Source organism: Neobacillus niacini (genome assembly GCF_031456445.1).
In the GTDB taxonomy this organism is placed as follows: Bacteria; Bacillota; Bacilli; order Bacillales; family Cytobacillaceae; genus Neobacillus; species Neobacillus niacini_I.
On the sequence record NZ_JAVDUQ010000003.1, the window covers coordinates 22,026 to 38,012 of the forward strand.

Sequence of the window (15,987 nt, forward strand, 5' to 3'; positions counted from 1 at the left end):
GACATTGTTTTTTAGTCATCATTATTTCGAGTCATCCCCGTATAAATCAGCACAAGTCTTAGTAATTCTAAAACCGCAACAGCTGCTGCTGCCACGTATGTTAAGGCTGCCGCATTAAGAACTTTCCGAGTTTCCCTTGCTTCATTATTTCGAATTAAACCTAGCGAAACAACTTGCTTCATAGCACGGCTCGAGGCATCCAATTCAACCGGCAGTGTTACCAGTTGGAAAAGGACAGCAGCTGCCATAAAAATTATTCCTAAAAGCAGCATCCCGCTCTGATGGGCAAGCATCCCAATCATAATCAGCACCCATGAAAAATTAGAACCAATATTTGCTACCGGTACAAGGGCGTGGCGAAATCTTAGAAAAGCGTATCTTTGTGAATCTTGTATGGCATGCCCGCATTCATGAGCAGCAACCGCTGCTGCTGCTAATGAATGTCCATGATAGTTTTCCGGTGATAACCGGACTGTTTTCGTCCTTGGATCATAATGATCACTTAAAAAACCATGCCCCTGTTCAATTCCCACATTATATAGGCCATTGGCATTTAATATCTCTCTGGCAACCTCCGAACCTTGCCGGTACGTGGCGGATGGTACTTGTGAATATCTTGCAAAAGTACTTTTCACCTTCAGCTGAGCCCATAACGGAATCAAGACAATAATTGCAAAATATACTAGGTAAAACATGATGAACCTCCAATTTTAGCTCTTGTTGCCTATCAGTTTACTGTTGCCGAATCAATTCGTCAATTTTTTTGATCTCTGGAGCGACCTTTTTTCATTTCTTTATCACCTTTATACTTTCTCAATCCGACATAGGATAAGGTTGCTATAATGATGCTTCCTGTCGAGATGATTACCCACCAAAGGGACGGATCTGCTTCATCCTCGTCCATATTCTCAAAAAGATTTTTTAAATCCGAATCTAATCCGTCCAGTTCTTTCTGGCTTTTAGAATCACTTATCATTTGAGTACGATATTCATCAATAAAATGAATACGGGCATCAATTCTTTGAATATTTTCTGCACTAACATCCACTTTCATACTTGGATAGATGACATTATAAAGGGAGAGAAATTTATTAAAATTGTAATGAAAATCAGCAGAATTATGTGCTTGGGCTGCTTCTTTGGCTTGGTGGAAAACAGTCATGATTTGACCTTCCATTTCCGTCCAAAGCGGTCTATGGCTTGTCGCAATCGCATCAATAACCAGTCGGAATTTTGTTAATTTATTGATCCGTTCCTCATATTTCATATCCGGGCTTGCTGCCGCCTCCAGCGCTTCATCATGTGAAGTATTTATAATTCTTAGCTCGTCCACCGTTAATGGCTGTTGTATATTTTTTATACTTGTAAATTGATCAGAGAAATAATTAAGCAGCTGTTTAGCATCATCATATCTATGGAATTTCACCATTTGAAGTGCTTCATCAGAGATATCATCAAGCTTTTCCATCGGTGAAGTTTGCTCAGCATTTACACTTATGGGAGCGAGCAGCAAAACCATTGCAAATAATAAAAGCCATTTAAATTTCAATCCTTGTCCCCCCCTTTCATTACTAATAAAATGTATGAAGGGTTGGACAAGGATAGACCAAATTTTAAAATGTTACTTTTATTTTATTTCAAGCGTATAGTGTTTCGGACGGATGCATAAAAAATAAGCAATTCCTAAGGACAAAATCGATAGCCAAAAAGTAAAGTATCCAATTTCAGGTATGTACTGATCTAACATTTCGTATCGCGGGAGCATGAAAAAGACATAATCAATCACATCATTATGTAAAGTCCAAATAGCGGCAACAATTAAATGCCACCATTTTAAACGATAAAACGGAGCATATAATAGTCCCTGAACAGCCATGGCAAAGTGAGAGAAAATTAACATATACCCAGCCCAGCTTAGTTCTCCTTCAACAAAATAAACGAGAATATTCATGACTACTGCCCAAATTCCATACTTAAAAAGGGTAACAATCGCTAAGGCTTCTATTAAGGGCCAGTTTTTTTTCATTAAAAATGCGATAAGAACAAAAACAAAAAATAAACTTGCCGTTGGACTGTCCGGAACAAAAATTAAAAATTTTGCCGGTGTGTCTTTTAACTGCCATCCATACCAATAATACCCATAAACAGTTCCAACAATATTAACAATCAGTAAAAGTTTAAGTATCGAACGATTAGCCAGAAGAGGATAAACCCATCCCACCTATTTTCCCCCTATCATTGTTTTAGATAAGAAAAGCGCAAGCGCCTTGGTCAGCCCCGACAAGTGCTGGAGGGCCCGACAGTGAAGTCGTTCTTTGACTTCATTGGCGGGACCGAAGCAACCTCGAGGGGCTAGGCGCTGGAGCTGGACAATTCTCGAAGTCAAAAATTTTATTTATTCTTATCTTATATGAATAAAAAAGCTGACGAAACCGCCAGCTTTTTCTTTTTTCTATTATTTTGCTCCAAGACCTGAAATAAATTCAGTAAGCTGTTTAAGCTGCTGATCATTCCCTTTGAAGATACCAGGAGGCATTGCACCCTTACCATTTTTTGCGATTTTCGCAATTTCCTCAGGCTTTAAACCTGTAGCAGTAAGTGCTGGTGCCCCGGCACCACCTTGAAGGTTTTCACCGTGACAGTTAATACAGCCTTGACTTTTAAATACTTCATATCCAGGATTTGATTTATCAATTTCAACTTTAGCCACAATTTTACCTTGACGTTCTGCTGCAGCCCAGTCATGGGTTGCAACTGATTGCCAAGTTAAAAAGACTGTAGCAGCCAATGCAAGCAGCATTAAACCTGTTGCAATCGGACGTCTAAATGGACGACGCTCCGGACCATTATCTAAGAATGGAGCCAATAATAGTCCTCCGAAAGTAAGACCAGGTATAATCAAAGCACCGATAACCGTATATGGACCTGAAGCATATGAGTACTTCAGTAATTGATATAAAAAGAGGAAGTACCAGTCCGGTAATGGGATATAGCCTGTATCAGTTGGATCCGCAATTCTTTCTAGCGGGGCCGGATGTGCAATTGTTAAACATAAAAAACCGACAAGGAATACTGCCCCAACCATCCATTCTTTTAATAGAAAGTTAGGCCAGAATGCTTCTGTTTTACCAGGATACTCTGAGTAATCCTTTGGCAGCATTTTTTTACGTGCCTCAGGTGCTAACACACGAGAGTCACCTACGAATTTCATACCTTTACCTTTATGCATCGAGCGATCCCCTCCTTTTTCCGTAAAAGTGAAAAAATAGTTACTAGTTCTCCATTATCAATTAGAGTATTAAAGTGGCCCTGAAATCCCTTGTCTACGAATCATAACGAAGTGGGCAGCCATTAAACCAAATAATACTCCAGGCAGGAAGAACACGTGAATCGCAAAGAAACGGGTTAAGGTTTGAGCACCTACAATGTGTTCATGCCCCGCAAGCAATACTTTGATATAGGAGCCGATAAATGGTGTGGCCTCGGCGATTTGAAGACCTACTTTTGTAGCGAATAACGCTTTCATATCCCAAGGCAATAGGTATCCTGTAAAACCTAATCCAAGCATGACGAAGAAAATAAGTACTCCGACAATCCAGTTAAGTTCACGAGGTTTTTTATATGCACCTTGGAAAAAGACACGTAACGTATGTAAGAACATCATGACAAGAACTAAACTAGCTCCCCAGTGATGCATTCCGCGTACGATTTGCCCGAATGCTACTTCATTTTGGAGATAGTAAACGGACTCCCAAGCATTTTTAATATCCGGTACATAATACATTGTTAAAAACATACCAGAAAGAATTTGAATTACGGTAACAAAAAACGTTAGACCGCCAAAGCAGTATACAAACGCAGAAAAATGATGCGCGGGGTTTACATGCTCAGGTACTTCATGGTCTGCAATATCCCGCCACAAAGGCGCAATATCTAAACGTTCATCTACCCAATCGTAAATTTTGTTTAACAATTATTACACCTCCGTCCGTGGTTGTGCTTTACCTAAAAGAATATAACCGTCTTTTTCCTTGACCGGATATAGATCAAGCGGTTGTGGCGGCGGTGTTCCAGGAATGTTTTTACCATTCTTTTCATAACGGCCAAAATGGCAAGGACAAAAGAATTGGTTCGGATGTGCCTTATCCGTATTCCAGTTAACCGTACAGCCTAAATGTTTACAAATTGGTGAAAGAGCAACAATTTTCCCATTATCGTCCTTATAAATCCAGGCAGTATTGGTAACTTCGGACTCATACCATGCATCCTTTTCCTTAAAGGTAAAGTCAACACGAACAGGCTCACTTGTTAAATCAGCCGCCTTTTGCTTTGTTGGTATGAAGTTACCGCCCGCGTCGGCTTTTAAAACAGGATCCACAGCAAAACGGACCATTGGCATTAACATCCCCGCTGCCATGAAACCACCTACGCCAGTTAATGTGTAGCTTAAAAATTGGCGTCTTGTAACGCGATTCTTACTCATTCATATCCCCCCTCTATTTCTAAAGTTTTAGTCCACACGGACATTTATTAAACACATATAAAACTAGGACATAATCATGATATATCAATCTTTAAGCAAGGTCAATATCATACTATTTTAAAAACATATTATAACCAGAGAATTAGTCATTTTTGTGCCACTTTTCGGTAAAAAGGTTTACAAGCTGTTTGACCTGTGAATCAATGATTGATACCTTCTGAGTCTCGTCCATATGCTCGAGTGGTATTGAAGGAAGCCAAATTAACGAACCGTTAAGTTTTTCTTCTTGCGATTTCCATTCGATTTCAGATGTAATGAAAAAAATATGTTTTAGCTCACTATTTTTGATATTTTCCTCCCATTTTTTTAATTCACTCATAGTATTTTCAATTCTTTCATTTTTTAAGTATGTATAGGGGGGAAATAATAAAATTCTTCCGGTAAACTGTCTTTCCAAATAACTTGTAAGCAAGGTAATAAACTCGTGCTTTGACGCCGAGTCTTTCATTTCATCCCCAAAGGAAACAGAGTAAATCGGAACAATCGCCGTATCTATGTACTCTTTTGCGCCTAAAAATGTATCAATATCTTTCGGAATCCATTTCATTTTTACACCAGCCTTTAATTTCACTAATACCATCATACCATTTTCGCCATTAACAAGGAACAAAAAAAGAAGGCCTGCCTATAGCAAGCCACCTTTTTGCTCAATTTTTTTCAGGTTATTTAATTTTTCGGTTAATTCAAGAAAGGCTGCTTGATCCTGTTTGTCTAAAGCTTCGTCAATCAACTGAAGCAGTTTCTCCCTCTGGAAGCGTTCGATACTCTTTTGCAGAAATTGTTCTGCGATAATCCCGTCTTTTTCATTTACCTGAAGGTGTTTCGGTACAAAAGGATTTTCTTCCAGTACAGCTGCATATTGATGTGCCTGATTCGATGCATGGAAATTCAATTGAATAAAAATTTCTTCATCACGATTTAAACGGATATCGTGAAAAGATTTCTCAGCATCTGTTGTCATCACATTTTCTTTATAAAAGCGAAACGGTACTTTATCAACACAATGGGTAGACATAATCAGTCCCCGTGGGCAATACTGTGCTTGCTCGACAAAATGAACCTTTTCCATTAATTGATCGTGGCTCATTAAATAGTTGAGGATCCACACACATTCTCTTCTTTTCAGTTGATAATGATTTAAAAACCAGCGAATAAAGTCCTTTTTCTCGTTGACAGAAACAGGGGTTGCCATAAAAGTTTCCCTCCTCTGCGCTTTTCAGCTTTATTAGTAATCTTCTGTACCTTTGAGACGTTCAAGTAAATCAATGTACTCTTCATTTGTTGGATCGTTTTTTTGCAGCTGTTTAAAAATTTCGGCAGCCGTGACCGTTTTTCCTTCTTCAATTAAAAAATATCCGTAATCTCGCAGGAAGTCTGAATTGTTTTTAAAAAAAGTATATGCAGCTTCATATTTGTCTAATGCATATGAAAATTCCTCTAACCTGTGAAAGCTAAGTGCGGCATCCCATAAAAACTGAGGTTCTTCGTCTTCCTCATAATCCAGCTGAGTGATTAAATCAATGACATCCTCGTATCGCTCTTGTTGAATAAACAGTTTATTTAACGTAAGGGCTGCTTCAGTAAAACCGGGATCTAATGCAAGCGACTCTCGAAAGAGCTGTTCGGCTTCGTCTGTTTTTCCCAGTTTAATCGCTATTTTCCCCCCATAAAAATAGAGGTCCTTGTTAAATTCATCCTGTTTAATTCCCTCCTGAATGGTGCGAAAGCTATTTTCCAGTTCTTCTTCACGCTCATATGCTTTTGCAAGATGTAAATATAAGGAGTGGTACTCGGGGTCAAGTACTTTTAATTCCTCAAACTTTTCAATTGATGTTCGATTGTAATCCGCTTGGAGTGCTGTGAATGCATAGCCAAAAAGGGTATTAATTTCTAACTTTTCATCGAGTGCCTTATCATAGTAGGTCAGAGCCTCTTCAAAAGCGCCTGAGGAGCTTAACAGTTCAGCCAAACGTTGATTAATATTGACCCCAGCAATCATACTGTTTTCTTTTAATACAATTTCATATGCGGCCATCGCCTTGATGATTTCACCCTGTTCGCTGTAAAGTTCCCCTAGCGCAAAATCAATAATTACTTCTTCAGGTAAAATTTTCTTCGCTTTTAGAAGCTTTCTTTCACAAACCTCGTATAGTCCTTGAACTTGGTACAAGTCAGCAAGCAATAATAACGATTGTCCATAATTTGGATCTACCTCAGCGATTCTTTCAAGAACAAGAATTGCTCTTTCCTCTTCACCTGCTTCAACTAGGATTTCACCAAGAAGAACCAGAAGTTCACCTTCTTCAGGATAAATCTCTAAAAGATTTTCAACTAGAGCTTTTGCTTCATCTAAAAACCCAAACTGGTATAACTCCTCTGCTAAAAGGAATTTTTCGTCAGACATGCCGCTGTTTAATACAACATTATATTCATTTAATGCTTCTTTATGTTGGCCTTTCTCTAACATTTGAATAATTTTATTTATGCGGTCCATTTTCTTATCCTCTCGTTCCCAGGTTTCTCGGTTAAATAGTAAAATAAGATGTGGTTTTCACTTTAACATATTCACCATTCCCCGGTCTATATAAAACCTCTCTCCCTGAACGAATAACCTTTCCTTTATGAATTGTCACTACAAGTCTATCACCATGATAATGAAATAAACTCACTTCATCAACATTCTTGATTTCTCTAGCCTTTAAATATAGGTTATAGCTTACCTCAGCCCCATGCATTAAACTTGCCTTTTGAGGATATAGACCTATTTTATTTAAAACAGCTGCCGACAGTGGTTCATTTTCTTCCAATTCCCCGGAAAGGCATGGGATTTTTTCTTTTATCATGATCATATTCCATCTGTTCAAGATATCTTTGGCTTCTTTTTTGTCCTTTGAAGATATTACTGGGATTAGAGGATTATTAAATGGAAACATAGCCTCTCTTATCCACCCCCATGGAATCATCTCGAGCTCCTCTACTTTATTTATTTCTACAAAAATGGCTGGTATCCTTTCTCTTTTGCAGATTCTGATCAATGATTGTGTGAGCAATTTTATTGGAATTTTTACACCAATGATAAAATCTACAGGACTGCCCATAAGTGCTGTTTTCATTTCTCGCAATTTTTCAAGTATTTCTTTCTCGTAGGAAACATTCACGCAGGTTAAAATTGTCGTGCAGCCTTTTATTAAAAATGTGTCGGTCATATATTTTTTAATTTCTTGAAAGGTTCCCTTAGAAGGGAGATGGTTATTAAGTAGGACAAATGTGGGGGTCATAATGTAGGCTTCTGCATTCATTTTCATCCATTTGTATTGGCTAACATCTGTTCGTATGGAGGCAATTCTATTATCTTTAATTAGCAGGCAGCGTCTTTGCAATTGGTTATCTTTTAGAATATTGGCATTTTCGATTATATAGACCATAAAATCACCCTTTACTTGTCTTTAAGACAAGCTATGTGGGATTTTGTGAAATATGCCTTCCATATTTTCACTATAGAAAAAAAGCTGCAGAGAATGCAGCTTTCTACTTAATAAGTGAATGTAAATGGTCAAAAAAGTTGGGATAGGAAACAGAAATGGCTTCGGAATTTTCAAGAACTACTTCTTCTTTACATAGAAGTGAAGCAATCGCCAGCATCATACCAATTCGGTGGTCACCATGACTGGACACTTTTCCCCCACCCAGTTCAGATTTTCCGTGAATAATCATTCCGTCATCTGTTGCTTCAATGGATGCCCCTAATTTGGTTAACTCATTAACAACCGTGTCAATCCGGTTTGTTTCTTTCACCTTCAGTTCTTCCGCATCCTTAATGATTGTGGTACCCTCAGCCTGGGTAGCCAATAGGGCGATAATAGGGATTTCATCAATTAATCTTGGAATAATCTCACCTTGAACAACTGTCCCTTTCAGCTTGGAGGTTTTAATTACAATATCCCCAACCGGTTCAAAAGAACTTTCATCCTGGACTTGAATTTGTATATTAGCACCCATGGCCTGCATGACCTCAATAATACCTGTTCGGGTAGGATTTAACCCAACATTTTTCAAGGAAATTTCACTACCTTCAACAATGGCACCCGCAACAAGAAAGAAGGCTGCAGATGATATATCCCCCGGGACGTGGATCGTTGCTGCTTTTAGCTGTTGACCGCCTTTTACTTTTATGGTCAGATTGTCTTTCTCGATTTCCCCGCCAAACTTTCGGATCATTCTTTCTGTATGATCCCTCGTTTCTGCCGGTTCAATGAGGGTCGTTTCCCCTTCAGCCTGGAGTCCGGCTAAAATAAGAGCAGACTTCACTTGCGCACTCGCAACTGGCAATTCATAGGTAAAGGACTTAAGTTTGCCGCCGCGAATGGATAGAGGCGTGTAAGCACCGTTCTCGCGTCCATCTATTTGTGCACCCATTTGCTTCAACGGATTGGTTACCCTTGTCATTGGTCTTTTACCGATTGATTTATCACCGATCAGTGAATTAAAAAATGGTCTGCCGGCAAGAATTCCCAATAGTAAGCGAATCGTCGTTCCGGAATTTCCGACATCTAACAATTCATCCGGCTCTTTTAAACCCTCAAATCCTGTTCCAATGATCTTAAGCTCGTTACCTTCTCTCGAAATGCTCACTCCCAGCTTCCTAAAGCACGATATTGTGCTTAAGCAATCCTCACCGAGTAAGAAGTTCGTTACCCTTGTTTCCCCATGTGCAATTGAGCCAAACATGACGGAACGGTGAGAGATAGATTTATCTCCCGGAATATCAATTTTCCCTGTTAAGCCTTTTATGTTCGTTTGTAATTGTAAATCTTTCATAGAATCACCTTTTTTACCCTATTGAAGTTTCGTAACTAGAATACGTGGCAATACATTGTTCCGCTCTTTCACGGTCTTCTTCTGTTTGAAAGCTGATGACAAGTATCCCATATATTTCTTCCCTAGTTTCAATGATCCGAATATTGGTAATGCTGATTTTTTCTTTAGCGAGATAGCCTGTAACTTCAGAAATTACCCCCGGATAGTCAGGAACATCCACATATAAATCATAAAAGGCCGGAATAGCCCCTTTTTCCCTGACAGGCAGACGGTCTCGGAATTCCTTCGCTTGTTGAAAGTACTGAAAGATGGCCTGTGAGTTTTCCTCTTCTAGCAGATCCTTAACTCCATTCATTTCCGCCTGCCATTGATCGAGAAGACCCATTAATATCTTCCGATTATTCAATAAGATATCCTTCCACATTTCCGGATTGCTAGAGGCAATCCTTGTTATATCTCTAAACCCGCCGGCTGCCAATCGTGGAATCAGCACCTCATCTGAAGCCAATTTTTCAGTCTGGCGAACAATTGATGCAGCAATAATATGTGGAAAATGACTAACGACTCCAGTAAGAAAATCATGATTTTCAGGTGATATCGTTAAAAATTTTGCCCTTGTTCCTTTGAGCCAATATTTTAATTTCTCCAACTTTGAATTTTCGACATGCCCTTCAGGCGTAAATAAATAAAATGCATTTTCAAATAAAATTTCTTTTGCAGCAGTAACACCGCTTTTATGGGAACCAGCCATTGGATGACCGCCAATAAAAACAATATCTTTTTCTTTTAACCTGCGGGCACTCTCTACAATTTTTCCTTTTGTACTTCCCGTATCTGTTACAATCACTTCAGGATTTAATGGCAGATCAGAAAGAAGTTCAATAATTGCCTGTGTTTCGTTTACCGGTGCTGAAATAATAATTAAATCAGCCGAAAGAGCACCCTCTTTGATACTTTCGGCTGAAGTATCAATCACTCCCAGCATTTTTGCCAGGCGTACCTGTTCGACATTAATATCAAATCCAATGATTGTGGCATCTTGATGTTCCTTTTTTATACACAATGCTAGGGAACCACCAATTAGCCCCAATCCAATAACAAAAACACGGCCTTTCAAAGATATTCCTCCTACTTTCCCTGGTGCTGTTCCACACGACTTTCACGAAGGAACTCATTCAGCACCTTTAGCAAACCTTCATTTTGTTCAAATGAACCAACAGTAATCCTAACAGAAGTTGGGAATCCAAGTGCCTTTCCTGAACGAACAATATACCCGCGTTCTAGTAAATATTGAAATACCTTGTCTCCATCCTCATTAAAATCAATCAAAATAAAGTTTGTTTGGGAAGGATAATAAGTAAGTTGATTTTGCTCACAAAATTGATAGTACTGTTCAAGACCTTGTCTATTTACCGTTTGGCATTTCTTTATAAATCCATCATCCGATAGTGCCGCCGCAGCTGCCAGTTGCCCAAATGAATTTACATTAAATGGCTCTCTTGCAGGTTCCAGTGCTTTAATAATTTTAGGGTTGGCAACACCATAACCAATCCGGAGCGATGCAAGACCATAAATTTTTGAAAATGTTCTTAACACAATTAAATTTGGATATTTTCTTGTTAATGAAATTGAATCATAATAATCATCAGCCACAACATATTCAAAGTAAGCCTCGTCAAGGACTACCAAAACTTCAGGCGGAACTTTTTCTAGAAATGAAACTAATGTATTTTCAGGAATATATGTACCTGTAGGGTTGTTTGGACTGCATACCCAAACAATGTTTGTTTTTTCATCAATCGCTGCAAGCATTCCATCTAAATCATGGTCCCCATTGATTAATGGAACTTCCTTAATGATTGCTCCTTCTATCACTGCATTGTGTTTATACTGTGAAAAAGTGTGAGATGCCATTACTGTGCTTGAATCCGGATGAAGTAATGCCCTTGAAATAATTTGAATAAGGTTATCCGAACCATTTCCGAAGATTAGTTCATCTTGATTAACCTGCAAAAAGGCAGCTAATGTTTCCCTTAGATTGGTTGCATATCCATCAGGATAAATGGCAAAACCAATATCATTTGATTGCAGCGCTGAGAGCACTTTTTTTGAACATCCGAATGGGTTCTCATTCGATGCCAGCTTTACAATTTGTTCAAGATTATATTGTTTTTTTACTGAATCAATGGATTTCCCCGGTTGGTACGGAGTTAAGCTTAATAATTGTTCTTTCCATCTCATTTTTCTCCACCCCATCGAAAGAATATTGCTATTTCATTAAAGCTCAATACTGTCATCTAAATCAGGCCTTAAAATTTTTGCATCTCTTAAATAGATATGGTTAATTTCTTCTTGCATTTTTTCCGTATTAACATGCATCATAATTCTGACACAAAGTTTTAAGGAATTTGGTACAGGCAATTCCCGCATACACATTACAGGTACATAGGTCCATCCGGCAAACTTCCGTAAAGCCTTAGCAGGAAATGCTGCATCTAGGTCCTCTGTTGTTGAAATAAAAACTGATGCAACAGAAGTTGGGTGAATCTGATTGCTATCAATGATCTCTTTGACGAGCTCTTCAGTTGCAGAAACAATCTCATCCTCGGTATTTCCGCTAACTGTAATTGCTCCCCTCACCCCTCTAATCATGAAAAAAGTTCCCCCTTGTTTAAAAACTATTTAGTTCTTTTAATAATAATTCTTCAGTAATTTCCTGAAGAATTGGTTTACCAATTTGTTCAAGTAAAACAAATCGAATATTTTCACCAATTGTTTTTTTATCTTGTTTCATTTTTTCAATTAATTGTTCATTCACTAATCCATCTGGGATTTTAGTCTCATAGCCAAGGCTTTGAACCCATTCGATAAATTCGTTTAAATTAAATGAAAGACGGTTTAAATCATGACTTAGTTTTAACGCAAAAACCATCCCAATCATAACAGCTTCCCCATGGGTAAAATTACCATATCCCATTTCTGATTCAATGGCATGTCCAAGTGTATGTCCGAAATTTAAATAGGCCCGAATCCCTGTTTCTTTTTCATCTTTTGAAACAAATTCGTTTTTGATGGCAATTCCTTTTGTTAATGAATAGGTTAATTGCTCGGTTGTTAAGGTTGTAAGATCACTAATATTGTTTTTTAGCCAACGATAAAAGTCGGGATCGTAAATGAGCGAGTGTTTTATGACTTCTGCAAAACCAGAGCGTATTTCCTGCTCGGGTAATGTAGAAAGTAATTCAAGGTCATAAAAAACAGCTTCAGGCTGATGAAAAGCACCAATCATATTCTTTCCCAATGGATGGTTAATGGCAACCTTCCCGCCAACAGCACTATCATGAGCTAAAATGGTTGTCGGAATTTGAATAAATGGGATTCCCCTCATAAAAGAGGCAGCAACAAACCCGGATAAATCCCCAACTGCTCCACCGCCTAAAGCCAGGATTACAGACTTACGGTCTAATCGATTTTCTAAAGCGGTCCCTAATGCCGAGTAATAAACATCGAAAGTTTTAGCTTTCTCTCCACTTGGCGCGGTAAAAATAACCGGTTCCAAAGGCATAAGACAGTCTAATAGTTTTTTAAGATGAAGACTGCCGACTGTCTCATCTGTAATGATTAATATTTTTGTCAGCTTGTTAAAATGCTTGTCTATAAAAGAGCGTATTTCCTTTCGAATCCCTTCCCCAACATAAACTTGATAACGTTTTGACTCAGTTTGAATAGGAATAATTGGCATTAGAATTCCCTCGCATATTCCCGCTGTCTGTTAATTTCCTCAGCAAACGTATCGAAGCGATCGCTATAGAATTGCTCCACAAGGGCATTCGCAAGTTCCCAAGCCACTGCATTTTCTGCTACAACAGCAGCTGCTGGGACGGCACAGCTGTCAGACCGTTCGACACTTGCAGAAAACGGCTCCTTTGAATCGATGTCGACGCTCATAAGCGGCTTATAAAGCGTAGGGATTGGTTTCATAACCCCGCGGACAACGATTGGCATACCGGTGGTCATACCGCCCTCAAAGCCGCCAAGACGATTGGTTTTTCTGTAATAACCTTTTTCCTTATCCCAGGCAATTTCATCATGCACCTCACTGCCAGGCTTTCTTGCTGCCTCAAAACCAATACCGATTTCGACCCCTTTAAACGCATTAATTCCGACAATTGCTGCAGCTAATTTTGAGTCTAATTTTCGATCATAATGTACATAACTTCCAACCCCTGCCGGCATACCTGTCGCAATAACCTCTACAACTCCACCGATAGAATCTCCATTTTTCTTCGCTTCATCGATCGCAGCCATCATTTTCTGTGCTGCATCCGGATCTGCACATCGAACAGGAGATTCTTCAGTCCGTTCCTTAAGGGACTCATAGGTTAAGAATGGGTCAACTTCTGCTTTAATTCCGGCAATTTCAACGACATGAGAAATAAGCTCAATTCCTACCAATGACAAAAGCTTCTTTGCCACTGCACCCGCTGCAACTCTTACTGTTGTTTCACGTGCAGATGAGCGTTCAAGAACATTTCTCATATCACGATGACCATATTTAATTGCCCCATTTAAATCGGCATGTCCTGGTCGGGGTCGTGTAATTTTTCTTTTTATCTCATCCTCTTCCCCTTCAAGAAGTGGATTTGCTCCCATTATATTCGTCCAGTGCTTCCAGTCATTATTTTTTACTACTAAAGCAACTGGTGAACCAAGGGTATATCCATGACGGATTCCTGATGCAATTTCAATAGTATCTTTTTCAATTTGCATTCTTCTGCCACGGCCATAACCTTTTTGTCTTCTTGCTAGCTCCTCATTTATATCATCAGCTAATAACGGCATACCCGCAGGAAGACCTTCGATGATTGTTGTTAATTGAGGCCCATGGGATTCTCCTGCTGTTAAATATCTCATCCCCATTTGTTCTTTCTCCCTTCAACTCATTAAAGAATTATTTATCAATATAACATATCCTGGACAATAAACATAGTAAAACTATTCCGAAAATAGGCAAAAAGTATTTGAAATCGCATACAAAAAAGCACCTGTATAAAAATTATACAAGTGCTTTTTTCCATACTTTTTTAATAAATCCAATCATTTACAGGTTTTGAATATTCAACCAACTCATTTTCTTTAAAGAAAATGCCGATTTCGCGCTCTGCACTTGCAGGTGAATCAGAACCATGGATTACGTTTTTACCAACGGTTACACCGAAATCGCCGCGAATCGTTCCAGGTGCTGCATCTTTAGGATTTGTAGATCCCATCATTTGACGAGCAGTAGCAATCACGTTTTCACCTTGCCAAACCATTGCAAATACTGGACTGGATGTAATGAAATCGACTAATTCGCCAAAGAAAGGACGTTCTTTGTGCTCACCATAATGTTCTTCAGCAACTTCTTTTGGAATACTCATTAATTTTGCTCCAACAAGTTGGAATCCTTTTTTTTCAAAACGTGCCACAATTTCACCAATTAAATTACGCTGTACGCCATCAGGTTTTACCATTAAATATGTTCTTTCCATAATTCCACTCCTAAATCAATATGTATATGATTGCCATGATAAAGCAATCAACAAAAATAGTACCATTTTTTTGATAATTCCGCAAGACCAGAAAGCCTGGATAAACATCAGAACTTGCGTCTTCCAATATACTTCGCAATATCTCGCAGCGTTTTCTTTGCTTTATTTGAAGGCAGTTCTTCAAGAACGGTCAATGCTTTATCAAGATAAAGGTCACTCAATGCAATCGATTTTTCAATCGCTCCTGATTGTTTTATTAAGGAAATGATTTCGCTAATCTGATACGGCTGTGTATTCCCGTTTATTTTTACGATTTCCCGGCGAATTTTCTCATTTTCCATTGCATATAGAACTGGTGCCGTAATGTTTCCTTGTAGCAAATCGCTTCCTGCGGGTTTTCCAAGTTCTTCTTCAGAAGAAGTAAAATCCAAAATATCATCGGTTATTTGAAAGGACATCCCTACATAATACCCAAAACGATATAATTTTTTATGGACAGATTCGCTGGCACCAGCTGCAATAGCCCCCAATTGACAGCTTGCAGCAATTAGCAAGGCCGTTTTCCGCTTAATTCTTCTGAAATAATCACGGAAATTTTGCTCAAAACGGTATTTATCCTTGATTTGTTGGATTTCCCCAATTGTAACCTCTACAATTGTATTGGCTAGAATTTTATGCGCTGCAGGCTCTTTAATATTAGACATTAATTCAAGCGATAGAGCAAAAACAAAATCACCTGTATACATCGCAATCTGATTATCCCATTTTGATTTTACCGTTGGCTTCCCTCTTCTTAAATCAGCATCATCAATAACATCATCATGAACAAGTGAAGCCATATGGATAAGCTCTAAGGCTACCGCAACGTCTTTCATTACTTCAATATCATAATGACCAAATTTTCCCGCAAGCAAAACAAAAATAGGACGAATTCTTTTTCCTCCAGCTTGAAGTGTATGCATCGAAGCTTGCTTTAAAAGAAACGAGTCTGACTGAATCGTTTCCTCAAGCTTCTTTTCAATTATGTTTATATCCGAATTCAAAAATGAATACATCATTTTTAATTTCATTTGTATTCACCAGCTTTTCATCCTG

The 15,987-nt window shown here is 38.6% G+C and carries 18 protein-coding genes; all 18 read right to left on the reverse strand.

Features of this window, described 5'->3' with window-relative positions:
* Window positions 1–11: 11 nt before the first annotated feature.
* The 18 genes from J2Y67_RS04725 to hepT all read right to left on the reverse strand — a co-directional run bounded on the left by J2Y67_RS04725 (window position 12) and on the right by hepT (window position 15,962).
* Window positions 12–695, reverse strand: a complete 684-nt coding sequence (locus J2Y67_RS04725; RefSeq protein ID WP_310171253.1) for a zinc metallopeptidase — start codon at window positions 693–695, stop codon at window positions 12–14.
* Window positions 696–754: 59 nt separating this feature from the next.
* A complete protein-coding gene (gene ypjB, locus J2Y67_RS04730; protein WP_310171255.1) occupies window positions 755–1,549 on the reverse strand; it encodes a sporulation protein YpjB in 795 nt (264 codons plus the stop codon).
* A 78-nt stretch (window positions 1,550–1,627) separates the two neighbouring features.
* Window positions 1,628–2,221 (reverse strand): lipoprotein heptaprenylglyceryl N-acetyltransferase LhaT, encoded by a 594-nt coding sequence (gene lhaT / locus J2Y67_RS04735; protein ID WP_310171257.1) that lies wholly within the window; start codon window positions 2,219–2,221, stop codon window positions 1,628–1,630.
* A gap of 234 nt (window positions 2,222–2,455) precedes the next feature.
* Window positions 2,456–3,229, reverse strand: a complete 774-nt coding sequence (locus J2Y67_RS04740) for a menaquinol-cytochrome c reductase cytochrome b/c subunit (protein ID WP_310171259.1) — start codon at window positions 3,227–3,229, stop codon at window positions 2,456–2,458.
* Window positions 3,230–3,298: 69 nt separating this feature from the next.
* A complete protein-coding gene (gene qcrB / locus J2Y67_RS04745; RefSeq protein WP_026573265.1) occupies window positions 3,299–3,973 on the reverse strand; it encodes a menaquinol-cytochrome c reductase cytochrome b subunit in 675 nt (224 codons plus the stop codon).
* Window positions 3,974–3,976: 3 nt separating this feature from the next.
* The gene (locus J2Y67_RS04750) at window positions 3,977–4,483 is read right to left on the reverse strand and encodes a QcrA and Rieske domain-containing protein (RefSeq protein WP_310171263.1); all 507 of its coding nucleotides are present in this window, start codon (window positions 4,481–4,483) and stop codon (window positions 3,977–3,979) included.
* A 142-nt stretch (window positions 4,484–4,625) separates the two neighbouring features.
* A complete protein-coding gene (locus J2Y67_RS04755; protein WP_310171266.1) occupies window positions 4,626–5,126 on the reverse strand; it encodes a YpiF family protein in 501 nt (166 codons plus the stop codon).
* A gap of 42 nt (window positions 5,127–5,168) precedes the next feature.
* Window positions 5,169–5,735, reverse strand: a complete 567-nt coding sequence (locus tag J2Y67_RS04760; protein ID WP_310171270.1) for a ReoY family proteolytic degradation factor — start codon at window positions 5,733–5,735, stop codon at window positions 5,169–5,171.
* Between the two features lie 33 nt (window positions 5,736–5,768).
* Window positions 5,769–7,037 (reverse strand): tetratricopeptide repeat protein, encoded by a 1,269-nt coding sequence (locus J2Y67_RS04765; RefSeq protein WP_310171272.1) that lies wholly within the window; start codon window positions 7,035–7,037, stop codon window positions 5,769–5,771.
* Between the two features lie 31 nt (window positions 7,038–7,068).
* Entirely contained in the window at window positions 7,069–7,968 is a 900-nt protein-coding gene (locus J2Y67_RS04770; RefSeq protein ID WP_310171275.1) for a hypothetical protein, read from the reverse strand.
* A 103-nt stretch (window positions 7,969–8,071) separates the two neighbouring features.
* Window positions 8,072–9,361: a 3-phosphoshikimate 1-carboxyvinyltransferase gene (aroA, locus tag J2Y67_RS04775; protein ID WP_310171277.1), complete on the reverse strand. Its 1,290-nt coding sequence runs from the start codon at window positions 9,359–9,361 to the stop codon at window positions 8,072–8,074.
* Between the two features lie 13 nt (window positions 9,362–9,374).
* Entirely contained in the window at window positions 9,375–10,478 is a 1,104-nt protein-coding gene (locus J2Y67_RS04780; RefSeq protein WP_310171280.1) for a prephenate dehydrogenase, read from the reverse strand.
* 11 nt (window positions 10,479–10,489) lie between these two features.
* Complete coding sequence (gene hisC, locus J2Y67_RS04785; RefSeq protein WP_310171281.1) at window positions 10,490–11,602, reverse strand: histidinol-phosphate transaminase; 1,113 nt, start codon at window positions 11,600–11,602, stop codon at window positions 10,490–10,492.
* 36 nt (window positions 11,603–11,638) lie between these two features.
* Window positions 11,639–12,013 carry a chorismate mutase gene (gene aroH, locus J2Y67_RS04790; protein WP_310171283.1) on the reverse strand — a complete coding sequence of 125 codons (375 nt, stop codon included), beginning with the start codon at window positions 12,011–12,013 and terminating at the stop codon, window positions 11,639–11,641.
* 19 nt (window positions 12,014–12,032) lie between these two features.
* Window positions 12,033–13,103 (reverse strand): 3-dehydroquinate synthase, encoded by a 1,071-nt coding sequence (gene aroB, locus J2Y67_RS04795; RefSeq protein WP_310171285.1) that lies wholly within the window; start codon window positions 13,101–13,103, stop codon window positions 12,033–12,035.
* Complete coding sequence (aroC, locus tag J2Y67_RS04800; protein WP_310171710.1) at window positions 13,103–14,275, reverse strand: chorismate synthase; 1,173 nt, start codon at window positions 14,273–14,275, stop codon at window positions 13,103–13,105. The genes aroB and aroC overlap by 1 nt, the downstream gene beginning before the upstream one ends.
* A 170-nt stretch (window positions 14,276–14,445) precedes the next feature.
* A complete protein-coding gene (ndk, locus tag J2Y67_RS04805; protein WP_310171290.1) occupies window positions 14,446–14,892 on the reverse strand; it encodes a nucleoside-diphosphate kinase in 447 nt (148 codons plus the stop codon).
* 107 nt (window positions 14,893–14,999) lie between these two features.
* Window positions 15,000–15,962 (reverse strand): heptaprenyl diphosphate synthase component II, encoded by a 963-nt coding sequence (hepT, locus tag J2Y67_RS04810; RefSeq protein ID WP_310171292.1) that lies wholly within the window; start codon window positions 15,960–15,962, stop codon window positions 15,000–15,002.
* Window positions 15,963–15,987 lie beyond the last annotated feature (25 nt).